A 22,183-nucleotide genomic window follows, 5' to 3' on the forward strand; every position below is an offset into this window, starting at 1 on the left:
TGTCACCCTCGTTCCCAGAAGCTCGGGCCGACCGGTTCGGTGAAGCCGCTCTGCGCGACCAGGTAGCCCTCGGCGTCCACAGCCAAGGGTAGCTGGGGCAGCGGACGGGCGGCCGGGCCGAAGACGACCTTGGCGCCGTCGGCCAGGTCGAAGGTCGACTGGTGGCACGGGCAGAGCACGTGGTGGGTGGTCTGCTCGTACAGCGAGATCGGGCACCCGACGTGGGTGCAGATCTTGGAGTAGCACAGGATGCCGTCGACACCCCAGTTCTCGCGGCCGGCCGGTGTGCGGATCTCGTTCGGAGCGATCCGGACCACGATCACCGCGGCCTTGGCCTTCTCGTTCTGGTACTCGACCGCGCTCTCCTCCTGGATCGGAGCCAGGTTGGCGGGGGCGGCGTTGACCAGCTGGCCGACGACCAGGTCGGACGGCTTGATCGGGCGCAGGGTGACGTCGTTGACGACGCGGATGCCCTGGGCCCAGATGGTGTTGTACAGCTTGCGGCCCGGCGCGGGGCCGAGGTCGCGCAGCAGCACGATGGCCGGCAGACCGAGCAGTGCCATCGCGCCGATCAGCGAGCGGCGGATCAGCTTACGGCGGCCGAAGCCGGACTCGGCGGCACCGACCTGGAAGCCCTCGATGATGTCCGCGCGCTGCTCGGGCGAGGAGCTGGCCGCGTGACGCGGCTCTTCGATCTCGGTGTCGACCATCAGCTTCTTGGCCCACTGGATCGCGCCGGCGCCGATCAGGAACAGCGCCAGCCCCAGGCACAGGCCCAGCGTCATGTTGTTCGCGTTGCCCGACAGCGGGCCGAACTCCAGGACGGCGTCGCGCGGGATCGCGAAGTAGCCGACGCACGCGCCGACCGAGAGCAGGCCGGCCAGCGTGAACATCGTCGCGACCTGCCGCTCGACGCGGTCGGCGGCCTTCGGGTCGATGTCGGTGATGCGCAGTTCGTGCGGCTCGATGCCCGGGTCCGGGATCGGCTCGGCCACCTCGACGGCGCCGTGGCGGTGCTCGTCGTCCCCGCTCACCGCGGGCAGGTTGGACTTCTCGTCACTCATTCGGCCTTCGCTCCCTTGGCCTTGACGCCCTTGGCGCCGATCCAGACCGCTACGCCGACCAGCAGGCCTATCCCGACCAGCCAGCCCCACAGACCCTCGGAGACCGGACCGAGCCGGCCCAGACCGAAGCCACCCGGGTCCTTCTGCTCCTGCAACGCGTTCAGGTACGCGATGATGTCGCGCTTGTCCTCAGGCTGCAGCACCTGGTCGGAGAAGACCGGCATCTGCTGCGGGCCGGTCAGCATCGCCTCGTAGATGTGCTTGGGGTCGACCCCCATCAGCGACGGCGCGTACCGGCCGTTGGGCAGCGCGCCACCCTTGCCGGCGAAGTTGTGGCACGCCGTGCAGTTGGTCCGGAACAGCTCGCCACCGCGGGTGACCTGCTCGTCGGTGGCCTTGCTGATGTCGTAGGACTCCGAGGCCGGGACCGCCGGACCGGGCGCCAGCGACGCGACGTACGCGGCCAGGGCCTCGATCTCCTCCGGCGTGTACGCCGGGGTCTTGCGCGGGATCTGGGCACCCGGCTGCATGGCCGGCATCCGGCCGGTGCCGACCTGGAAGTCGACCGCGGCCGCGCCGACGCCGATCAGCGACGGGCCGGCCAGGTCGCCCTCGCCGTTGCTGCCGCCCTCGGCGTTCAGGCCGTGGCAGCTGGCACAGCCGACCGCGAAGAGCTTCTTGCCCTCTTCGATCTGCTGGGACTGGGCCGAGTTGTCGGCGACAGCGTTGTCAGGGGCGAAGGCGGAGTACGCCGTCCCCACTGCCAACAGGCCGAACAGGAGCACGACGAGGCCGGCTGACCGGTGCCGTCGTCGCGCAGACAGGAAGCGCGCCGGTGACAAGGAAAGTCTCTTCTCACTCATTTGAGCAGGTAGATGGTCGCGAACAGGGCGATCCAGACGACGTCGACGAAGTGCCAGTAGTACGACACGACGATCGCCGAGACGGCCTGTTCGTGGGTGAACTTGCGAGCCATGTACGTCCGTGCGAGCACGTACACGAAAGCGATGAGACCGCCGGTCACGTGCAGACCGTGGAACCCGGTGGTCAGGTAGAAGACAGATCCGTACGGCGACGAGGCGATCGTCATGCCCTCGTGGATCAAGGTGGCGTACTCGGTCACCTGGCCGGCGATGAAGACCGCGCCCATCAGGTACGTGAGGATGAACCACTCACGCATGCCCCAGGAGCGGACGTTCAGCACCGAACCGGTCCGGCCGACCCGGCCGTGCTCGGCGGCGAAGACGCCGAACTGGCAGGTGAACGACGACAACACCAGGATCGTGGTGTTGACCGCCGCGAACGGGATGTTCAGAAGCGCCGTGGAGCTGTCCCACAGCGTTTCGACGCCCGGAGCCGCGGCGGCGGTCGTCACCGACCGGATCGTGAAGTACGCCGCGAAGAGGGCGGCGAAGAACATCAGTTCGCTCGAGAGCCAGACGATCGTGCCGACACTGACCATGCTGGGACGGTCGTGGTGTCCGTGTTCACGGGACGCTGGGAGCGCGGTTGCAGTGGCCACGCGGTCATTATGTCGGTCCGGATATCTGACAGCACGCCCACCCCCATGCATGTCGGCCCTTTCTGCTTTCTACTGTGGAACAGTGCTTCCCCTCCACGCCGGGCCCGGCGATCAGATCGAGCCGCTCACACCGCTGCGGCTGCTGACCGCCTGGACCTTCGAACCGGTGCTGCTGACCGTGCTCCTGGTCCTCGGCGCGCTCTATCTGTACGGCGTGCACCGCCTGCACGCGCGCGGCGACAAGTGGTCGAAGGGCCGCACGTTCGCCTTCGTCGGCCTCGGCCTGGGCAGCGCGGTGATCGCGACCCAGTCGGCGCTCGGCACCTACGACACCGTGCTGCTCAGCGTGCACATGGCCCAGCACATGATCCTGTCGATGCTGACGCCGCTCGCGCTGGCGCTCGGCGCCCCGGTGACGCTTGCGCTGCGCACCCTTCCGATGCGGCCCCGGGGCTGGTTGCTCGCCGTACTGCACTCGCGGTTCGCGAAGGTGATCTGCTTCCCGATGATCGGCTTCACGCTGTTCGTGCTGAGCCCCTGGGCGCTCTACTTCAGCGACTGGTACGACGCGACGCTGCGCTCGGCGGTCCTGCACGACCTGCTGCACTTCCACTTCATCGCGGTCGGCGCGCTGTTCTTCTGGCCGCTGCTGGGCCTGGACCCGGTGCCCGGCCGGGTGATCTACCCGTTCCGGCTGATCCTGACCTTCCTGACGCTGCCGTTCCACGCGTTCCTCGGGATCACGATCATGTCGGCCAACCGGCTGATCGCCGAGGACTGGTACACCGCCTTCGCCCGGCCCTGGCCGCCCTCACCGCTGCGTGACCAGTACATCGCCGGCGGTCTGCTCTGGGGCTCCGGCGACATCGTCGGGATCGTCTTCTTCGGGGTGCTTTTCGTCCAGTGGGTGCGGCAGTCCCAGCGGGAAGCGCGGCGGGAGGACCGCCGGCTGGACCGGTTGGAGGAGCAGGCGCGCAGAGCCGGACAGGCACCCCGGTAGCATGCGCGGTGTTATCTGCCGGTCCACACACAGCTTGGGATGAAGCGATGAGTTCAGAGCGTCCGCTGAAGGTGCTGGTCTACAGCGACGACCGTACGACGCGGGAGTCCGTCCGGCTGGCCCTGGGCAAGCGGCCCGCCGCCGATCTGCCCGAGCTCGAGTACTTCGAGTGCGCGACCGAGCCGGCCGTGATCAAGACCATGGACAAGGGCGGCATCGACCTGGCCATCCTGGACGGCGAAGCCGTTCCGGCCGGTGGCATGGGCATCGCCCGGCAGCTGAAGGACGAGATCTTCCGCTGCCCGCCGATCCTGGTGATCACCGGCCGTCCGCAGGACGCCTGGCTGGCCACCTGGTCGCGCGCCGAGGCCGCGGTCTCGCACCCGATCGACCCGGTCCGGCTCGCCGAGGTGACCGCCGGCCTGCTGCGGCAGCGGGTCGCGTCGCTGCCCGCGACGACCTGATCCGGCGATGACCGGCTCTTTCACCTGGCCGCAGGTGCTCAATCCGCTGCTGCGGCACGAGGACCTGGACAGCACGGCCACCGCCTGGGCGATGGAGCAGATCCTGTCCGGCGCGGCCTCCCCGGCGCAGCTGGCCGGGTTCGTCGTCGCGCTGCGCTCCAAGGGCGAGACGGTGGCCGAGGTCGAGGGCCTGGTCACCACGATGCGCGACTTCGCCACCCGGCTGTCGGTGTCCGGCCGCACGCTCGACGTCGTCGGCACCGGCGGTGACCAAGCCCACACTGTGAACATCTCCACGATGTCGGCGATCGTCGCGGCCGGAGCCGGGGCGAAGATCCTCAAGCACGGCAACCGCGCGGCCTCGTCGGCGTGCGGCGCGGCCGACGTCCTGGAGGAGCTCGGCATTCCGCTCGACCTGACCGCCGACCAGGTGGCCGCGGTGGGGGAGCGGGCCGGGATCACGTTCTGCTTCGCGCCGGCCTTCCACCCGGCGCTGCGGCACGCGGCCGTCCCGCGGCGCGAGCTCGGCGTACCGACGACCTTCAACTTCCTCGGCCCGCTGGCGAACCCGGGCAACCCGTCGGCCCAGGCGGTCGGTGTCGGGGACGGGCGGGTCGCCGGGCTGATGGCCGGTGTGCTGGCCCGGCGGGGGATCGACGCGCTGGTCTTCCACGGCGACGACGGCCTGGACGAGCTGACCACGATGACGACGTCGCAGGTCTGGTCGATCGGCGGCGGAACGGTCGAAGGGCCGGTGACGCTGGATCCGCGCGAGCTGGGCATCGAGCCGGTGCCGACCGGAGCCCTGCGCGGCGGCGACGCGGCGTACAACGCGAAGGTCGTCCGGGCCCTGCTGGACGGCGAGGCCGGACCGGTCCGCGATGTCGTGCTGCTCAACGCGGGCGCGGCGCTCGCGGCGTACGACGCGCAGCCGGGGACCGTGCAGACGCGGATCCGGGCCGGGATGGACCGTGCCGCCGAGGCGATCGACTCGGGTGCGGCCAAGGACGTGCTGGAGCGGTGGATCGCGATCTGCCTGGAGGTTCGCGGCTGATTCGGCCTCAGTATCTGTCAGAAGGCGCCCGCTCCTTGTGCAGGAGCGGGCGCCTTCTGCCGTGCTGGGGTCAGTTGGCGAATTCGATCTGGGACACCGTCGTGCGCCACACCGGTAGCCACTGCGGGGTGGAGCCCGCGATGTCGGCGACCGAGACCACCGCCGTACCGTCGCCGCGGTCGATCACCGCGACCATCACGGTCGAGAAGGTCTCCGGCAGCTTGGGCTTGCGGACGTCGACCTTGATGGTCAGTTCGTGCCCGCGGTGCCCGGCGACGGTGATCGGGCGGTGGGTGGCCTTGCCGATCAGCTTCACGTTCGAGTCGTAGAGGGCGACCAGGGCGTTGGTGGTGGCCCTGATGGTGGCGTCCTTCAGGCCGGCCGGGGTGTTGGTGAACGGGATCGACTTGCTCAGGCTGCCGAAGCCGACGTAGTTGACCCAGTCGTCCTTGCCGTCGTAGTTCTCGTGCACGCCGAGATAGCTGCCCGCACCGGAAGCCAGTCCGGTGCGGTCGGAGGTCGACTTCCAGGCCGACGACATCATCGGCATCGTGTCGAGCGTGCCGTTGTAGAACAGCCCGCCGATCACCTTGCCCTCAGGCGTCGGCGTCGGCGAAGGCCGCAGGGACGGGCTGATCGTCTTCACGTCGCCCACCGTTCCCGCCGGCACGTCCACCGGCGACACCGCGGCGGCGTTCGACCACAACCACGACACGCTGAACACGGTCGTCAACACGGCCACGAGCACCAGAGCCAACGCGCCGATCAGCCGGGCGCGCTGGACGTTGCCGCCGGGCGGGCGCGTGACGACGCCGTAGGAGTCGTCGTCTCCGCCGTCATCGGGAGGGGTTGTCCGGTGCTGCTCCTGCCATCCGCCGCGCGCGGCGCGCCGGCCGGTGGTGGGGGATCCCAGCCGATGGGTTCCGGAAGCGGGCGCGCCAGATCCTTGCGACGCGTGTCCAAGAACCTCAGGCGCCTGCGGCGCGGCTCCAGGAGCGCCAGACTCCTGCGGCGCGGCTCCAGGACCGCGATGCTCTTGCGGCGCGACTCCGGGACCGCGAGGCCCTTGCGGCGCGGCTCCGGGACCGCCAGCTTCCTGCGCCCCGTGCGCTTGTGGTCGCGGCCCGCTCACGGGCCCCTGCGGACCTCCATGCTGCGGACCCTGTGCACCTGATGGGAACCCCTGCGGCTCGCCGTACTGCGAAGGTCCCTGCGGACCACCCTGCCAAGGACCTTGCGGACCAGCCGGTGGAGCGGACCACTGCTCCTGCTGCGGCGGACGCTGCCCGTACGGGACAGCCTGACCAGGCCCCTGCTGCGGCCCACGCGGCGCACCGGCAACAGGCCCCACGGGTCCACGAGGCCCCTGCGGACCGCCTGCCTGTCCAGGCCCTTGCGCCTGCGGCCCGTACTGCCCCAGCCCCTGCGGCCCAGGTCCGTGCTGGCCAGGTCCCTGCGGACCACCCTGCAGCGGCGGTCGCCCGTACGACGCCTGCTGGGCATGCTGGCCCGCACCGCTCGGCGGCTGGCCATAGTGACCTGCACCGCTCGCCGGCTGGACTTGCGGCCCGCGGCTACCGGTCTGCTGACCGAGCCCCCCGGGCTGCTGTGCATGCTGACCGGGACCGCCGGGCTGTTGGGCGTGCTGATCGGGACCGCCGGGCTGCTGTGCATGCTGACCGGGACCGCCGAGCCCATGCCCGCCTGGACCGCTCGGTTGCGCGGCCTGCGCCCTGGGACTGCCGGGTTGTTGCGCGCGCTGATCGGGATCACTAAGCCCCTGCCCACCGGGACCACCGTGCTGTGCGGCCTGCGCCCCGGAAGTGCTGGGCTGCTGTGCATGCTGACCAGGAGCGCTGGACTGCTGGGCCTGCATGCCCGCAGTCCGGGGCGGCTCAACCTGCTGCGACGGCGCACGCTGCCCCAGGCCGGGTTGCACCGGACCCGGCTGAACCTGCTGCGACGGCGCCGGGTACTCCGGAGCACCGGATGGCTGCTGCGCCAGCAGGTGCGACGCGCCGCTCGGCGGAGTCGATTGCGTGCTGGGACCAGTCGGCGGCTGCTGGTTCGGCGGTTGTGCCGGCCCGCTGGCTGCTGTCTGCGCGGCTGCACCGGCGGTTGGTTCCTCACCAACACGCGGAGGAGGCGGTGGCGGGGGAGCGGGCGCCGGCGACTGCCCGAACAACGGGTCTGAAGCCCCACCGCTCAAAGCGTCTGACTGACCGCCGGCAAGGGCATCCGACGGCCCACCCGCCAGCGCGTCGGGTCGACCACCGGCGAGCGGACGCGACTGACGACCTCCGAGTGGACCCGGCTGACCGCCTCCGAGCGGGTCCGGCTGACCACCTCCGAGCGGACCCGGCTGACCACCGGCGAGCGGATGCGATTGACCACCCCCGGCTGGACCCGGCTGACCGCCCCCGAGCGCGTCGGACCGACCGCCCCCGAGCGCGTCGGGCTGACCGTCCTCGGACGCATCCGGGCGGTGCGGCGGCTCCGGTGGGGATGCGCTGTGCCGGGGCGGGAGCGGGGGTTCGTTCTCAGCCAACGTTGATTCCCTTGAAGATCTGGGCTTCGGCGGCCCTCAGGTCCGGCCGGGTGGTGGGGATGTCGCTGATGTAGGCGACCGCGGTGCCGTCGCCGAGGTCGAACACCGCGACCGTCAGGGTCAGCACCTTGGCGGCGACCTTCGGGCTGGTCGTGGTCACGGACTGCTGGTAGTACCAGCCGTTCTTGCCGGAGCGCTTGACCGCGCCGTCGCGCAACCACTTGAACTGCGCGGGAATGTTGCCGTACATCGAGCTGCGGATCTGCGTCGACAGGTCGGCAGCGGTGGCCTTCGGGTCGCCGTTGAACAGTACGGACGTGCCGAGCGCGCCGACGAACGCGTCGGCGTACCAGCTGTTCTTGCCGTCGAACTTCTCCTGCAGCAGCACGTACTGCCCGCTGGAGTTGATCAACTGCGGGACGAGCCGCTTGCGGTCCGACCACGGCGGGCGCTGGCGCGGGAACGAGATCGCGTCGGAGGCGATCCGGGCGCCCTCGTGCAGCTTCGGGTTCTTGGACTGGCCGGGCTTGATCGTGCTCTGACTGCCGGGCGGTGTCGTCGGCTGGCTCGTCGGAGTCGGCGACGGGCTCGGCGTACCGGTCGCGGTCCCGGTCGGCACGCTGGTCGTCGGCTGGGGCGCGACCTTCTTGTCGTCGCGGTTGGCGACGAAGAACACTCCGGCCACGATGATCAGCACCAGCCCGACGGCGCCGGCGATGACCAGCATCGTCTTCGGCGGACCACCTGACTTGTCACCACCGGACTTCTGCCGTGTGCCGCCGCCAGTCGGACCAGGCGTTGCGGCTTGCCACTGAGCTGGACCACCTTGCTGCGGGCCCCATCCACCTGCACCCACTGCGGTGCCGGTCTGGCTGGCCGACTGGGCCGCGTGCCAGGGGTCGCTCTGCTGGCCGCCCGTCTGCCACTGCGGAGTGGTCTGCTGGTCGGCCCACGGCCCCTGCTGCTCGCCAGCGGGTCCCCACTGCGCTTGCCGCTCACCAGCAGCGGGTCCCCACTGCTGCTGCTCACCGGCAACCGGAGCCCCCTGCTGCTGGACCGCAGCCGGTCCCCACTCGCCCTGCTGACCAGTAGCCGGTTCCGACTGCTGCTCGCCGCTGGTTCGCCAGTGGTCCGGAAAGTCGTCGCCCGGTGTCTCGTCCGGCACCTGCCACAGCTGAGGCTTCTCGTCCCCATCCGTCCCGGTGTCTGCGCCCGCAGACGCTCCGGCGTTCGCCGTACTGGCCGGGTCTGTTGCCAAAGACAACGTCCAGCCACTCTGCGCCGGCTCCACGTCACCGGTCACAGTGGCGGGGTCTGGTCCGGTGGTCTGATCGCCTGCCTCCGGAGCCGGCTGCTGAGTCCAGTGCCGCGCGTTGGTGGGCCCCGCGAACTTCTGCGTCCAGGTAGCCCGGGCCTTCTCCGCAGCACTCAACGCCGCAGCATCAGCAGCAGCATCACGCCCAGTCTCCTGTACGCCGCTCTGCCCGCCCCCGGCAGCCGCAGCCCCGACGGACGCCCAACCGGAGACCCCAATCGAGTCACCTGAACCAGCGGCCGAGCCATCAGCCCCCGCCGCTCCAGCGCCGGTCTGACCCCAGACAGCAGCCCCGGACGTCCCGACACCACTTGCGTTCCAGCCCCCGGACCCCGAGGTACTCGCGGCCGTCTCGGCCCAATGCCCTGACGCACCCGAAGACGCCTCGGACCCACCCGAAGACGCCTCAGCACCACCCGAAGTGCTCTCGGGAGTGCTCGGCTCGGCGGTGGTCGCCTCCGGCTCGGGGGTGGGCTCGTCCGGCGTCTCACGCTCGGTCTTGTTGGTCCACTGCGTCCCGTTCCACCACCGGATGGTGTCCGGCTGGCCGGTGGGGTCCGGATACCAGCCGGCGGGAGGGTTGCTCATGGGTTCACCGTAACTTCAGCGGGGTGTCAGTCAGGCCGGGCGATCCAGGCTCAGAGACCGTCCTCCTGGCCCAGGCTGAAGGCCGCCTCCAGGTCGTGCGTCGAGTAGGTCCGGAACGCGATGTGCGTCTCGGTGCTCTGCACGCCGGGCACCCGGTTCACGTGGTCGGGGATCACGCTGGCCAGGTCGTCGTGGTGGGCGACGCGGACCATCGCGATCAGGTCGAGCCCGCCGGTCACGGAGTACACCTCGCTGACGCCCTCGATCGCCGCGACCTGCTCGGCCACCTCGGGAATCCGTGCCACGTCCGCCTTGATGAACACGATCGCCGTGACCATGTCGTCCTCTCCGTCGTACCGCTACCGCCTGCCGCGCTGAAGCATAGTTGTCAGCCGCTCATCCGGGCCGGGCCGACCGGTCGCATCCGGCGGCGGCGCCGCTCGGACGGGTGCTGGTGGTCCTCCGACCGCGGCGGGTCGAGCCGCCGCAGGTGCCGGCCGGCGCCGGAGATCGGGCAGGTCCAGGTGCCGTCCATCTCGACCAGGCGGATTCCGGGCTGGTCCAGCCAGCGCAGCACCAGCTCGATCTCCTCCGGCGAGGCCGCCGCGACCGGCCCGATGCCCGGCAGCACGGTCTCGGCCGAGGCGCGCAGCATGTCCAGGTACTTGCGCGGGTCGGTCCCGCGCGCCGCGATCCCGGCCGCGGCGAGCCGCCCGCGGCGGATCACGTGCAGCTCCCAGCCGCCGTCCTCGGTCCGCCGGGCCGCGCAGATCTCCGCGCAGCTGGTGAGAGCCGCCATCCGCTGCATCTTCGCGCTGCTGCGGACGAAGGCCCCCAGCCGGTCGCGGTGCACGGCGGCGTCCTCGAACCGCTCGTCCGCCGACAGTACGTCGATCCGCCGCGTCAGCGCGTCGATCACCGGGCTCGGGTCGGACACCAGCGCGGTCCGCAACGCGGTCACGAACTCGCCGTACGCCGCCATGTCGATCCGCCCGTCGCACGGCGCGACGCAGCGGCCCATGTCGGCCAGCACGCACGGCGACAGCCGCGGCGTTCGTGACATCCGCTCGGTGCACTGCCGGATCGGGAACGCCTCGTGCAAGGCGGCCATCGCCCGCTCGGCGGTCTTGCGCGAGCTGAACGGCCCCAGGTAGCCGGCGTCGTCGTCGCGGACCTGCTTGACCAGCGACAGCCGGGGGAACGGCTCGACGGTGACCTTCAGCCAGTGCTGCCGCTCGGGGAACTTCGAACGCCGGTTGTAGCGCGGTTTGTGTTCGGCGATCAGCCGCAGCTCGCGGACCTCGGCCTCCAGCGACGTGCCGCACTCGATGCCGCGGACGCCGGACGCGATGCCGATCATCTCGCCGATCCTGGTCCGGGTCTCCGAGGCGGTGAAGTACGACCGGACCCGGGTCCGCAGGTCCTTGGACTTGCCGACGTACAGGACTTCGCCGCGGTCGTCGGTGAACAGATAGACACCAGGTGCGTGCGGCAACGATTCGGCCAGGTGCCGCTTCTTGCGCACGGCCGGCGCCACCCGGGACGAGAACGTCTGCAGGTCCTCCAGCGTCTGGACGCCGAGCGATCCGACCCGCTCGAACAACCCGTGCAGCACGTCGACCGTGGCGCGTGCGTCGGACAGCGCGCGGTGGTTCGGCGTCGTGGTGGCGCGGAAGAGTTTGGCCAGTGTGCCGAGTTTGCAGTTGGGCACCTCGTCCGGCGTGAGTACCCGACGTGCCAGCAGTGCGGTGTCGACGACCGGGAAGTCCGGCCAGTCGTACCCGTGCACCTGGCTGTCGTGCTTGAGGAATCCGACGTCGAACGGCGCGTTGTGCGCGACCAGCACGCAGCCGCGCGCGAACTCCAGGAACGCCGGCAGCGCCGAGCTGATCCGGGGTGAGGAGGCAACCATCAGGTCGGTGATGCCGGTCAGCACGGCGATGAACGGCGGGATCGGCTCGGCCGGGTTGACCAAGGTCTGGAACTCGCCGAGCAGTTCGCCGGCGCGCACCTTGACCGCGCCGATCTCGGTGATGCCGGAGTCGCCCGGCGCGCCGCCGGTGGTCTCCAGGTCCACGACGCAGAACGTCACGTCGCGCAACGGCGTGCCGAGGTCGTCGAAACTCGGTTGCACGCCACGGATCGGCTGGAGCGGTCCGGGCGCCGGGGCAGCGGCGGGATCCGGCGAGGGGCTGCTCATGGCCATGACGCTAGAAGCCCCCGCCGACAATTCCTGCGCTGACACGCGGCCGGACCGACTACGCTGCGGGTATGCGTATCCATGCGACCACCGTGTTTCCGGGCCTGTCGCCCGGCCGCTGTGGTCTGCGTCACTGGCTGAGCCAGACCTCCGTCCGGGCCGGACTGCGGACCGGTGACTGAGGCAGGCACCGCCGCCGGCTCCGCTACCACCGCCTTGCCCGAACCGGTTCGGCAACGGGTTCTCGCGCTCGCCGCCCAGGCTCTCGGTCAGCTGCCCGCGACGGACATCCCCGCGCCGCTGCGGCGGTTCGCCAGTTTCACGCCGGCCAAGCGGGCGAAGCTGTCGGCGTCCGTGCTGGGTCCGATCCTGGCGACCGACGAGCCTTTTCGCCGTCTGATCGCCTTCGAGGTACGCCGTGAGCACCCGGAGCTCGGCGACGCGGTCGCCGGGGGCGTCGCGGTTCCAGCCGCCGAGCCGGTCGAAGTGGCGGCTCTGGCCTACCTACTGCGACCGGACGACTGGGAAGAGCGAGTACTCGCCGCGGCCCAGGTGCAGCCGGAGGCGCCCGCCGTCGACGACCAGGCGGTCAACCGGCTCACCGAGCAGCTCGACCAGGCCCGGACCGAGACCCGTCAGGTCCGTGAGCGGCTGCGCGAGCAGGTCAACGAACTCAAGGCGGAGAACACCACACTGCGCCGCAAGCTGAACGAGGCACGCCAGCGCATCAACGGTCTGCAGAGCGAGCTCGAGCAGCGCACGATCGAGGCGACCACCGCGGACGAGCGCGTCGCGGCCGCCCGGGCCGAGGTCGAGCGGGAGGTCCGCAAGCTGCGCGCCCGGGTGACCGAGCTGGAGGCCGTCGAGCACGCTGCCCGTCGTACGGCGGGGCAGGAGCGGGAGATGGCGTCGACGCGGACCAGACTGCTGCTCGACACGTTGGTCGAGGCCGCCGGTGGACTACGGCGTGAGCTGGCGTTGCCGCCCGGGGGAGACCTCCGGCCGGCCGACACCGTCGCAGGGATCGAGCCGTCCGCGTCGCCGGTCGGGCGATCGGCGCCGGACGACGACCCCGCGTTGTTCGACGAGTTGCTCGCGCTGCCGCAGGTGCACCTGATCGTTGACGGGTACAACGTCACCAAGACCGCCTGGCCGAACTCGCCGTTGCACTCGCAGCGTCAGCGCCTGGTCACCGCGTTGGGGGCTCTCGTCGCTCAGCGGCGGGTCGAGGTCACCGTGGTCTTCGACGGTGCGGAGCTGTCCGGGCCGGTGCAGCTGACGCCGCCGCGTGGGGTGCGGGTCAGGTTCAGTCCGGCCGGAGTGATCGCGGACGAGGTGATCCGGCAACTGGTGCGCGCCGAGCCGCCGGGGCGGCCGATCGTGGTCGTGTCGTCGGACCGGGAGGTTGCCGAGAGCATCATCCAGCTCGGTGCCCGGGCGTTGTCCGCGGCCAGCCTGATCGCCCGGATCGCCCGCGCCTGAAGGGGTCTCACCGCCCCGGCCCCCGGCGCTCTGATTCGCGTGTCGCGGCAACGGATCCGCCCGTCCTGATCGGTGCCGTGCCGAAAACTGTCGGTGGGGCTCTTTAGCGTCCTTGTCAGCCGGATGCAAATCCGGATGCTTCCCCCTTTGGAGGACGTTGTGCTGATCGACTGCGACGCGTGCGTGATGAGAGGCCCGGGCTGCCAGGACTGCGTGGTCACGGTGGTGCTCGGGCTGACGGCCGAGCGGACCGGCGAGCTGCGGATCGACGACGACGAGCGCGCGGCGCTCGACGTCCTGGCTCAGTCCGGTCTGGTGCCACCGCTGCGGCTGGTGCATGCCGTCAGCAGTGTCGAGCCAAACGCTGCTGGAGAAGGAGATTCGGCCGCCGACGCCGTCTGAACGCCGTCCGGTCGCGCCCTGACCGCGACCGGTGCGGCGGGCAAAGGGTTGTCCGACGTTAATTTTGGATCAAACCCGAGGGGCGAATTGCACCGGTCACGAATCGGTTACTACTGTTACCTCTCGTTGCCTCAGCGTGTCGGTCTACCGGACCGGCCGGGCAGCACCAGCCGAAGGGTGACCCGCCGGCTGGCGACGGAGCTGCTGCGGTAGGTTCGGCGCCACGAGTGCGCGGTCGACGGGGACGGCGTGAGCAGAGGAAGGGACCAACCGGGCTGTGTCCACCGGACGCATCAACCGCACCAGGGGAATCGCCCTCGCCGCCATCACCACCACCGCCGTCGTGGCGGGCGTGCTCTTCGTCCAGGGCGCCGCGGACGCGGAACCGAAGCCCACACTGGCGCAGGCGAGGGCCCAGGTCGCGGCACTGCAGCACAAGGCCGAAGAGGCCGGTGAGTCCGCCAACGATCTGCGCGGCCAGATCAAGGCGTCGAGCGACCGGGTGAAGGCGCTGCAGACCGGCATCAAGAAGCAGCAGGCGCAGGTGGACGCGGTGAAGCGGCAGATCGGCTCGCTGGCCGTGGCCGGCTACCAGACCTCCGGGATGACGACGACGGCCCAGTTGCTGCTGTCGACGAACCCCGACCAGTTCCTCAGCCAGGCCTCCACCGCCCAGGCGTACGCCGGCCAGCAGAACTCGGCCCTGCGCCGGTTCCAGGCCGCCCAGGGCAAGCTGGCCGACCTCCAGGCCAGCGAGCAGACCGAGCTCGCCGCGCTGCAGGCCGTGCAGGCGCAGCAGGACGGCCTGAAGAAGCAGATCCAGGCCAACCTCGACGCCGCCGAGAAGGTGCTCGACAAGCTCAGCGACGACGAGCGGGCCCGGATCGAGGCCGAGAACGAGAGAGAAGAAGAACAGGCGCGCGAGCAGCGGCCCAGCCGCGACGGCCGGATGGACGACGACGAAGAGCTGCCGAACGTCCCAGCCAGCGGGCGCGCCGCGATCGCCGTCCAGTACGCGATGGCCCAGCTCGGCGACTCCTATGTCTGGGGCGCCGCCGGCCCGAGCTCGTTCGACTGCTCCGGCCTGACGATGGCGGCCTGGGGCAAGGCCGGGGTCTCGCTGTCGCACTCCTCGAGGGCGCAGATCGGCGAGGGCCGCCGGGTCAGCAAGAGCCAGCTGCAGCCGGGTGACCTGGTGTTCTTCTACAGCCCGATCAGCCACGTCGGCATGTACATCGGCAACGGCCGGATGGTGCACGCCAGCCGCCCGGGCAAGCCGGTCAAGACCGACTCGATCGACCTGATGCCGTACAGCGGCGCGGTCCGTCCGGGCTGAGCCGGCGCGGTAACCGATCGATGATCGCGGCTCCGGGGCGAGACCCCCGGGGCCGCGTCGTTTCACCACCGGTGTGTTCTCCTGTCCGGGAGGACGCATAAAGTGACTCCCCTGACTGGGGCAGGTGAGCAGCAAGGGGCCGAGGTGAACGACGACCAGCGCGAGACGACGCCCCTGCCGGCCGTTCCGCCGCACGCCGCGTCCTCCGCCGAGCAGCCGACGGTGGTGATCCCGAGCCAGCCGGACGCTCAGGCCGATCCCGAGCCGTCCCGCCCGAACGGCAAGTCCGAGTCGCGGTCGGAGTCGGCACGGTCGGAGAAGTTCCGGTCGCAGAAGCCGCCGTCGGACCAGACCACGGTCGTCATTCCCGCCCAGCACGCCGCCCGCCGGCCCGAGAAGCCGCGCGCCGACAAGGCGCGTGCCGAGAAGACGAGTGCTGCTAAGCCCTCCGCCGACAAGCCCCGTCCCGAGAAGGCTCCCGCCGAGAAGCCGCAGCCTTCGAAGCAGCCGCCGGCCCCCGGTGGTTGGTGGGACGACGCGCCTGCCGAGCAGAAGATTTCACCAGTAGCCTCCGTCCGCCCCAGCTCGGCGTCACCCACCGAGCAATCAAGCCCCAAAGCTGCCGGCGCCCGCTCCGAGCCGCCGACCTCTCGCGCAGAGGCAGGGACCACCACCCGCACCGAGCAGCCGTCTCCTCGTACCGACACCGAGACCGCACGCGCCGAGCGGCCTGCCGCCTCCATCGCTTTGCTCAGTGGCGGCGGTGACAAGCCGCCGGGCGAGGGATCGTGGAAAGGCGTCGTCTGGCCCCTGCCCCGGCCGCTGGTCAAGCGGATCGCCCTCGGCGCCGCGGTGGGAGTGGTCGGGGTGGCCGCGTTCGCGGGACTCCGGCAGTTGGCCGACGCGCCCGCCGACCCGTCGGGAGCGAACGGCACCCCCAACCCCAGCCAGACCTCGACCACCCCGGACGAAGCCGCCGAAGGGGTACGCCGGGCGGTGGCCGGCGAGGCCGTGCTGCAGAAGATGGTCGACGCCGTCCGCGCCGAGAACCGCGCCGACTTCCTGAAAACGATCGACCCGCAGGCCAAGTCGTTCACCGACCAGGCCCGCACCGTCTACAGCAACCTGGGCAAGCTCCCACTCGCGACCTTCCAGCTGCGCTACGTCAGCGACGACCCGGCCGCGCTCGAGCCGGACCGGACCCGCGAGCTCGGCGGCACCGAGTCCTGGCTCGCCCAGGTCGAGGTCTCCTGGCAGCTGTCCGGGTACGACGCGAAGCCGGCCCGCGAGACCCTGCCGGTGACCTTCGTCACCCGCGACGGTACGACGTACGCCGCGTCCTTCTCCGAGCGGTTCGTCGCCGGCCAGCGCCGGCCGATCTGGGCGCTGGGCAGCATCGACGTCGCCAAGAGCGAGCACAGCCTGGTGATCAGCCTGGACTCCCAGGCCGACGCCGACGACTACGCCGAGGTCACCGACCGCGCGGTCGAGTCGGTCAGCAAGGTCTGGGGCCGCAACTGGCGGCAGAAAGCGGTCGTCTACCTGCCGTCCAAGCAGTCCCAGATGGAGAACGTGCTCGGCGCCCAGCAGGGCACCTACACGCAGATCGCGGCCGTCACGATGGCCGAGCTGGACACGCCGCAGGTCGGCGCGCCGGTCCGCATCGTGGCGAACCCGAAGCTGTTCGACGAGCTCGGCAAGCAGGGCCGGCGGATCGTGCTCACCCACGAGACCACCCACGTCGCCTCGACCGCTACCGCCTCGCCGGTACCGTTGTGGTTGGCCGAGGGGTTCGCCGACTACGTCGCGTTCACCGCCGTGTCGGTGCAGGACGAGTCGGCGGCGAAGGAGTTGTTCAAGGCGATCCGCGCGGGCCGGGTTCCGAAGGCGCTGCCGGCGCCGGAGGCGTTCGCCGCGTCGTCGACGGAGCTCCCGCAGGCCTACGAGTCGGGCTGGCTGGCGTGCCGCCTGATCGCCGAGCGGGAGGGACAGAGCAAGTTGGTCAAGTTCTACCGGACCGTGCACGCGTCGAAGAGCCCGACCGGGCTGGCCGACGCGTTCCGCACCGTGCTGGGGACCACCGAGCAGCAGTTCGTCGCCGACTGGCAGAACTACATCAAGAGGCTCGCCGGTGTCTGAGGCGGCCGCCCGCCGGATCCCCTGGATCGCCGGTGTGCTGGTCGCCGCCGCGCTGGTCGTGATCATCGTCACCACCACCCCGTGGCACTTGATCGACCTGCCGAAACCCGACCCGGCACTGGACTTCACCTCCAGCGAGATCGACCGCCAGCAACGGTTCCGGGAGGAGCTGTTGCCCTGGTCAACCACTTCCTGGGTGCTGTCGGTGCTGGTCCCGCTGGTGATCGGCTTCAGCCCGCTCGGCCGCCGCCTGTACGACGTGCTGCGGATCCGCCGCTGGTACCTGGCCGTCCCCGTGCTCGTCGCGGGCCTCGGTCTGCTGACGTCGCTGATCACCCTGCCGACCGACGCGTTCGCCGAGCAGGTCACCCGTGACTACGGCCTGTCCACCGAGAGCTGGGGGTTGTGGCTGCGCGACCGTACGGTGAACTGGCTGTTGATGTCGGTCGCGCTGATCGCGATCGCGCTCGGGCTGATCGCGCTGGCGAAGAAGTGGCGGACCTGGTGGTGGGTGCCCGCGGCGATCGCCGGCGCGGTGCTGGTGCTGGGCGTTTCGTTCGCCTACCCGGTGCTGGTCGAGCCGCGGTTCAACGAGTTCACCCCGATGGCGCCGGGCCCGCAGCGCGACGAGTTCATGCAGCTCGCCCGCGAGGACGGTGTCCCGGTGCGCGACGTGCTGGTCGCCGACGCGTCGAAGCGGACGACCGCGCTGAACGCCTACGTGTCCGGGTTCGGCTCGACCCGGCGGCTGGTGGTCTACGACACGTTGCTGAAGGACGCGCCGCCGGCGCAGGTCCGCCTGGTCGTCGCGCACGAGCTCGGGCACGCGGCGGAGAACGACGTGCTGCACGGGACGTTGATCGGCACGCTCGGTGCGGCGTTCGCCGTGGTGCTGCTGCGGTTGTTGCTCGGAGCCCGGATGGCCGACCCACGCCGTACGGCGTTGCTGCTGGCGCTGATCGTGGCCGGCACGACCCTGGCGGCCCCGGTGCAGAACTTGGTCAGCCGCAGGATCGAGGCGCGCGCCGACTACCACTCGCTGCGCCTGACCAACGACCCGCGGAACTTCGTCGAGATGCAGCACGCGCTCTCGGTGCGCAACATCTCCGGCCTCGAACCGAGCCGCTGGCGGTACTGGATGTTCGCCAGCCACCCGACGCCGCCGGAGCGGATCGCGATGGGCCGCGCGTGGGGGAGCGCGCACGGCGACCCGGTTCCGCCGCTGGTCAAGTGATGACCGTTCTCGTCGTCACCAACGACTTCCCGCCCCGCCAGGGCGGTATCGAGACCTTCGTCCGCTCACTGTGCGACGAGCTGCCCGAGCTCGTCGTCCTGACCTCGCGCAGCCCCGGCGACACGGCGTACGACGCCACGCTGCCCTTCCCGGTCGTCCGCGACCGCACCTCGATGCTGCTGCCCACGCCGCGCGTCACCCGCCGGGCGATCGAGCTGATGCGCCGGTACGACGCCGACCGCGTCCTCTTCGGCGCCGCCGCACCGCTCGGGCTGATGGCGCCCGCGCTGCGTCAGGCCGGTGCGCGCCGGATCGTTGCCCTCAGCCACGGTCACGAGACCTGGTGGGCCTCCCTTCCGGCGACCCGGCAAGCACTGCGCCGGATCGGCGACGCCGCGGACGTCGTCACCACGGTCTCCGCGTGGTGTGAGCGACGCATCAGCGCCGCTCTGTCGCCGAAGGCAACGATCGAGCGGCTCACGCCGGGTGTCGACACGGCCCGCTTCTTCCCCGGCTGTGGGGGAGCCGAGGTCCGCAGGGAGCTCGGCCTCGGCGGGCGTCCGGTGGTCGTCTGCGTCTCGCGACTGATCGCGAGGAAGGGCCAGGACACCCTGATCCGCGCCTGGCCGCGGGTGCTGGCCGACGTACCGGACGCCGTCCTGCTGCTCGTCGGCGGCGGTCCCGATCGGGAGCGACTGGAGGCCTTGGCGCGCCCGCTCGGGGAGTCGGTCCGGATCGCGGGAGCCGTGCCCTGGCAGGACGTTCCGCCGTACGTCGACGCGGCGGACGTGTTCGCGATGCCGACCCGGACCAGGCGGTTCGGGCTCGAGCCGGAGGCGCTCGGCATCGTCACGCTGGAGGCCGCCGCGACCGGGAAGCCGGTGGTGGTCGGCGACTCCGGCGGTACGGCGGACACCGTGCGGCACGGCGAGACCGGCTACCTGGTCGACCCCTACAACCCGGTCGCGACCGCTGTGCGGCTGGTCGAACTGCTGACCGATCCGGGCCGCGCGCAAGCATTCGGTGCGGCCGGTCGCGCGTGGGTCGAGGCCGAGTGGACCTGGGCCCGGTCCGGGGCGAAGCTGCGGACGCTGCTCGACGTCTGAGCAAAAGTGTGTACTCTGGGTCCATGCATCAGATGTCCCGCCTCGCCGCAGCCGTACGAGCTTTCCGCTCTCCGGCTGCCGCTGCCTGACATCTTCCTCCAGAACCGGCGACCGGAAACGGTCCGCCGGTTTTCGCGTTTCCGAGGCCAGCACTGTTTCCGGTCCGATCAAGACAAGGACCCGAAATGAACCTGACCAAGACCTTCGTCGACTTCTTCACCGAGCGCGGCCACATCCCGACCACGGGGTCCTCGCTCATTCCACGCCCCGGTGATCCGGTGCTGTTCACGACCTCGGGCATGCACCCGCTCACGCCGTACCTGGAAGGTGAGCCACATCCGCTGGGCAGACGCGTGGTCGGGGTGCAGCGATGCCTGCGCACGACCGACCTGGACGAGGTCGGTGACCCGACCCACCTGACCGTGTTCGAGATGCTCGGCTCCTGGTCGTTCGGCGACTACGGCAGCGAGCAGACGCTGCGCTGGGGGTACGAGCTGCTCACCGAGCGGTTCGGGATCGACCCCGGCCGGCTGTACGTGACGGTGTTCGGTGGCGACGGCCAGGTCGAGCTGGACCAGGAGTCGCTGCGCACCTGGCAGTCGCTCGGCCTGCCGATCGAGCTGACCACCGACGAGAACTGGTGGTCGAACGGCCCGACCGGTCCATGCGGCCCGGACTCCGAGATCTTCGTCTGGACCGGCAGCGGTTCACCGGAGGGCACGCCGACCACCGACGACCGCTGGGTCGAAGTGTGGAACCACGTGATGATGCGCTACCGCCGGCTCGACGACGGGTCGCTGGAACCGCTGGAGCAGCGCAACATCGACACCGGACTGGGCCTGGAGCGGCTGACCATGCTGCTCGAGGGCAAGCGGTCGGTCTACGAGACCAGCTTGTTCGAGCCCTGGATGCAGACCGTGCCGCGGCTGTGGAAGCTGGACGAGACCTCCGAGCGGATCGTCATCGACCACCTGCGGTCCAGCATCGTGATCGTCGGCGACGGCGTGCACCCGTCGAACACCGGTCGCGGCTACGTGCTGCGGCGGCTGATTCGCCGGGTGCTGACGATCCTGTGGCGCGAAGACGAGTCACGGTCGCTCGCGGACCTGCCGATCGAGCTGTTCCAGCAGACGCTGGACCACTTCCACCAGGGCGAACTGGTCACGCTGGTGCGGCGGATCATGATCGACGAGGAGATCCGGTTCACCAACCTGCTGGAGCGCGGACGCAAGGTGCTCAGCCACGACCGGTTCCGCAGGCCGCTGGACGAGAGCGACTTCGAGTACCTGCACGAGACCCACGGCCTGCCGCGCGAACTGGTGGACTCGCTGCTCTAGAAGACCTGGATGGCCCGGGCTGTCACGTCGTACGGCGACCAGCCCGGGCTGCCGGTCTTCGCGAAGTCCACCCAGGCCTTGTGCATCCGGTCCGCCAGCTCCTGCGGCGGCTCCGGCCCGAACAGCGGCGACGTCGCGGTCGCCAGAGTGTCGAACACGAACGGCAGCTCCAGCGCATGGCAGGACCCGAGCCCCTCAAGCGGTGACTCCCAGCTGAACTCGTAGACGTACGCCGTACCGCCCGCTGCCTGCTGCGCCTCGGCCAGCCGGATGGTCGGCTCGGTGAAGACGTGGTTGCTGCTGATCGCCGTGAAGATCTCACCAGGAGTCCCGGTGTGCTCCAGCGCCAGCGCCGGGTCGAGACCCGCTCGCTGGAGCAGCAGCGGCAGCATCTCCGCGGTGATGCCCGCCGCGAGTCCGCTCGGCACGCTGAACAGGTTGAACTCGTGCCGCGTCGTACCGGCCATCAGCTCCACGCCGGCCGCGGCACCAGCAGCGATCGCCTCGAGCGGCCGCTGGTTGATCAGCTCCCCGTCGATCACCGGGAACACCGGCATGATGCCGCCCCCGGCGCTGACCGTCGTCCTGCCCCACCTGGCCGGATCGGGCGTCGCGCGCAGCTCGGCCGACACCTGCCGCTGCGCCGCGATCAACTCGGCGACGTCCACCGATGCGAACCCCGCCGCGGTCGCCGGTACGCCGAGCCGCTTGGCCACCTCGGCCGTCACCAGCGCGAGGTCGCTGTCGAGCGCGGTCGCCTCGGCGGACCCGCTCTGCACGACCGCGCGGTGGAACAGTCCTTGCGCCGCAGGGATCGTGAGCAGCGTCGCCACACTCATCCCGCCGGCCGACTGGCCGAAGATCGTCACCTGCCCGGGGTCACCGCCGAACGCCGTGATGTTGTCACGAACCCAGCGCAGCGCCGCGATCTGGTCGAGCAGTCCGCGGTTGCTGGGCGCGTCGGGCACCACGCCGAACCCCTGCACACCCAGCCGGTAGTTGATCCCGACCAGCACGACGCCGTCGCGGGCGAACGCCGTCCCGTCGTACGCGGGAGTGGCGTTGGACCCGTTGCGGAACGCGCCGCCGTGGATCCACACCATCACCGGCAGGCCTTCGCCGCCCGGAGTCCAGACGTTGACGTTGAGGAACTCGTCGCCGGGCGCGATCGGGTTCGCCAGCAGGACATCGAAGGGCGGATCGTACGGCGGCTGCGGCGCGGTCGGCCCGAGCCGGGTCGCGTCGCGAACGCCGTCCCACGGGGTCACGGGTCGCGGTGGGCCGAAGCCGACCGGGCTCGCGGCGTACGGGATGCCGAGATAGGCGGTCACCCCGTCGGTCGTGACGCCTCGAATTCGCCCGCCCTCGACCCCGACCATCGGCTCCATGCCG

19 protein-coding genes and 1 pseudogene are annotated in these 22,183 nt (G+C 70.7%); 11 read left to right on the forward strand and 9 right to left on the reverse strand.

Annotation, left to right across the window (positions count from 1 at the left end; translation table 11 throughout):
- Positions 1–2: 2 nt before the first annotated feature.
- Genes qcrA through ctaE form a run of 3 tightly spaced genes read right to left on the reverse strand, consistent with a single transcriptional unit; the run spans position 3 to position 2,526 of the window.
- Positions 3–1,064 carry a cytochrome bc1 complex Rieske iron-sulfur subunit gene (qcrA, locus tag ACQPXM_RS16115; protein ID WP_432949324.1) on the reverse strand — a complete coding sequence of 354 codons (1,062 nt, stop codon included), beginning with the start codon at positions 1,062–1,064 and terminating at the stop codon, positions 3–5.
- Entirely contained in the window at positions 1,061–1,927 is an 867-nt protein-coding gene (qcrC, locus tag ACQPXM_RS16120; RefSeq protein ID WP_432949326.1) for a cytochrome bc1 complex diheme cytochrome c subunit, read from the reverse strand. The genes qcrA and qcrC overlap by 4 nt, the downstream gene beginning before the upstream one ends.
- Positions 1,924–2,526 (reverse strand): aa3-type cytochrome oxidase subunit III, encoded by a 603-nt coding sequence (gene ctaE, locus ACQPXM_RS16125; RefSeq protein WP_432949327.1) that lies wholly within the window; start codon positions 2,524–2,526, stop codon positions 1,924–1,926. Before ctaE ends, qcrC begins: the two co-directional genes overlap by 4 nt.
- A 142-nt stretch (positions 2,527–2,668) precedes the next feature.
- Here ctaE and ACQPXM_RS16130 point away from each other — a divergent pair, with 142 nt between their 5' ends.
- Genes ACQPXM_RS16130 through trpD form a run of 3 tightly spaced genes read left to right on the forward strand, consistent with a single transcriptional unit; the run spans position 2,669 to position 5,104 of the window.
- A complete protein-coding gene (locus ACQPXM_RS16130; RefSeq protein ID WP_432949329.1) occupies positions 2,669–3,586 on the forward strand; it encodes a cytochrome c oxidase assembly protein in 918 nt (305 codons plus the stop codon).
- 47 nt (positions 3,587–3,633) lie between these two features.
- The gene (locus tag ACQPXM_RS16135; protein WP_077016902.1) at positions 3,634–4,050 is read left to right on the forward strand and encodes an Rv3143 family two-component system response regulator; all 417 of its coding nucleotides are present in this window, start codon (positions 3,634–3,636) and stop codon (positions 4,048–4,050) included.
- Positions 4,051–4,057: 7 nt separating this feature from the next.
- Positions 4,058–5,104, forward strand: coding sequence for an anthranilate phosphoribosyltransferase (trpD, locus tag ACQPXM_RS16140; RefSeq protein WP_432949331.1), 1,047 nt, complete (start codon positions 4,058–4,060; stop codon positions 5,102–5,104).
- A 70-nt stretch (positions 5,105–5,174) separates the two neighbouring features.
- On the opposite strand, the gene ACQPXM_RS16145 is transcribed toward trpD, so the two are convergent.
- The gene (locus ACQPXM_RS16145) at positions 5,175–5,840 is read right to left on the reverse strand and encodes a hypothetical protein (protein WP_432949333.1); all 666 of its coding nucleotides are present in this window, start codon (positions 5,838–5,840) and stop codon (positions 5,175–5,177) included.
- Between the two features lie 702 nt (positions 5,841–6,542).
- Between ACQPXM_RS16145 and ACQPXM_RS16150 the strand changes: the two genes are divergently transcribed.
- Positions 6,543–7,298 (forward strand): hypothetical protein, encoded by a 756-nt coding sequence (locus tag ACQPXM_RS16150; protein WP_432949335.1) that lies wholly within the window; start codon positions 6,543–6,545, stop codon positions 7,296–7,298.
- 346 nt (positions 7,299–7,644) lie between these two features.
- On the opposite strand, the gene ACQPXM_RS16155 is transcribed toward ACQPXM_RS16150, so the two are convergent.
- From ACQPXM_RS16155 to ACQPXM_RS16170, 4 genes and pseudogenes are all read right to left on the reverse strand, one after another.
- Positions 7,645–9,084 (reverse strand): hypothetical protein, encoded by a 1,440-nt coding sequence (locus ACQPXM_RS16155; protein ID WP_432951211.1) that lies wholly within the window; start codon positions 9,082–9,084, stop codon positions 7,645–7,647.
- Positions 9,085–9,486: 402 nt separating this feature from the next.
- Positions 9,487–9,555, reverse strand: a pseudogene (locus ACQPXM_RS16160) (DUF2510 domain-containing protein); the annotation flags it as partial.
- Positions 9,556–9,605: 50 nt separating this feature from the next.
- Positions 9,606–9,893 (reverse strand): Lrp/AsnC family transcriptional regulator, encoded by a 288-nt coding sequence (locus tag ACQPXM_RS16165; RefSeq protein ID WP_077016896.1) that lies wholly within the window; start codon positions 9,891–9,893, stop codon positions 9,606–9,608.
- A gap of 50 nt (positions 9,894–9,943) precedes the next feature.
- Complete coding sequence (locus ACQPXM_RS16170; protein ID WP_432949338.1) at positions 9,944–11,755, reverse strand: DEDD exonuclease domain-containing protein; 1,812 nt, start codon at positions 11,753–11,755, stop codon at positions 9,944–9,946.
- 174 nt (positions 11,756–11,929) lie between these two features.
- Here ACQPXM_RS16170 and ACQPXM_RS16175 point away from each other — a divergent pair, with 174 nt between their 5' ends.
- The 7 genes from ACQPXM_RS16175 to ACQPXM_RS16205 all read left to right on the forward strand — a co-directional run bounded on the left by ACQPXM_RS16175 (position 11,930) and on the right by ACQPXM_RS16205 (position 20,791).
- Positions 11,930–13,237: an NYN domain-containing protein gene (locus tag ACQPXM_RS16175; protein ID WP_432949340.1), complete on the forward strand. Its 1,308-nt coding sequence runs from the start codon at positions 11,930–11,932 to the stop codon at positions 13,235–13,237.
- A gap of 147 nt (positions 13,238–13,384) precedes the next feature.
- Positions 13,385–13,639, forward strand: coding sequence for a hypothetical protein (locus ACQPXM_RS16180; protein WP_432949342.1), 255 nt, complete (start codon positions 13,385–13,387; stop codon positions 13,637–13,639).
- Between the two features lie 277 nt (positions 13,640–13,916).
- Positions 13,917–14,975 (forward strand): NlpC/P60 family protein, encoded by a 1,059-nt coding sequence (locus tag ACQPXM_RS16185; RefSeq protein ID WP_432949343.1) that lies wholly within the window; start codon positions 13,917–13,919, stop codon positions 14,973–14,975.
- Positions 14,976–15,077: 102 nt separating this feature from the next.
- Positions 15,078–17,114, forward strand: a complete 2,037-nt coding sequence (locus tag ACQPXM_RS16190) for a hypothetical protein (protein WP_432949345.1) — start codon at positions 15,078–15,080, stop codon at positions 17,112–17,114.
- Positions 17,107–18,348, forward strand: a complete 1,242-nt coding sequence (locus tag ACQPXM_RS16195; protein ID WP_432949347.1) for a M48 family metallopeptidase — start codon at positions 17,107–17,109, stop codon at positions 18,346–18,348. The genes ACQPXM_RS16190 and ACQPXM_RS16195 overlap by 8 nt, the downstream gene beginning before the upstream one ends.
- The gene (locus tag ACQPXM_RS16200) at positions 18,348–19,454 is read left to right on the forward strand and encodes a glycosyltransferase family 4 protein (RefSeq protein ID WP_432949349.1); all 1,107 of its coding nucleotides are present in this window, start codon (positions 18,348–18,350) and stop codon (positions 19,452–19,454) included. Before ACQPXM_RS16195 ends, ACQPXM_RS16200 begins: the two co-directional genes overlap by 1 nt.
- Positions 19,455–19,639: 185 nt before the next feature.
- Complete coding sequence (locus tag ACQPXM_RS16205) at positions 19,640–20,791, forward strand: alanine--tRNA ligase-related protein (RefSeq protein WP_432949351.1); 1,152 nt, start codon at positions 19,640–19,642, stop codon at positions 20,789–20,791.
- Here ACQPXM_RS16205 and ACQPXM_RS16210 read toward each other — a convergent pair.
- Entirely contained in the window at positions 20,788–22,179 is a 1,392-nt protein-coding gene (locus ACQPXM_RS16210) for a carboxylesterase/lipase family protein (protein WP_432949353.1), read from the reverse strand. The genes ACQPXM_RS16205 and ACQPXM_RS16210 overlap by 4 nt on opposite strands.
- Between the last annotated feature and the right edge of the window lie 4 nt (positions 22,180–22,183).

The sequence above is a fragment of the Kribbella sp. CA-253562 genome, from assembly GCF_050942265.1.
Classification (GTDB): Bacteria; Actinomycetota; Actinomycetes; order Propionibacteriales; family Kribbellaceae; genus Kribbella.

Coding starts and splice junctions, on each gene's coding strand:
- ACQPXM_RS16165 (WP_077016896.1), bottom strand. CDS start 9,893: ATGGTCACGGCGATCGTGTTCATCAAGGCGGACGTGGCACGGATTCCC.
- ACQPXM_RS16135 (WP_077016902.1), top strand. CDS start 3,634: ATGAGTTCAGAGCGTCCGCTGAAGGTGCTGGTCTACAGCGACGACCGT.
- ACQPXM_RS16200 (WP_432949349.1), top strand. CDS start 18,348: ATGACCGTTCTCGTCGTCACCAACGACTTCCCGCCCCGCCAGGGCGGT.
- ACQPXM_RS16205 (WP_432949351.1), top strand. CDS start 19,640: ATGAACCTGACCAAGACCTTCGTCGACTTCTTCACCGAGCGCGGCCAC.
- ACQPXM_RS16210 (WP_432949353.1), bottom strand. CDS start 22,179: ATGGAGCCGATGGTCGGGGTCGAGGGCGGGCGAATTCGAGGCGTCACG.
- trpD (WP_432949331.1), top strand. CDS start 4,058: ATGACCGGCTCTTTCACCTGGCCGCAGGTGCTCAATCCGCTGCTGCGG.
- ACQPXM_RS16170 (WP_432949338.1), bottom strand. CDS start 11,755: ATGAGCAGCCCCTCGCCGGATCCCGCCGCTGCCCCGGCGCCCGGACCG.
- qcrA (WP_432949324.1), bottom strand. CDS start 1,064: ATGAGTGACGAGAAGTCCAACCTGCCCGCGGTGAGCGGGGACGACGAG.
- qcrC (WP_432949326.1), bottom strand. CDS start 1,927: ATGAGTGAGAAGAGACTTTCCTTGTCACCGGCGCGCTTCCTGTCTGCG.
- ctaE (WP_432949327.1), bottom strand. CDS start 2,526: ATGGTCAGTGTCGGCACGATCGTCTGGCTCTCGAGCGAACTGATGTTC.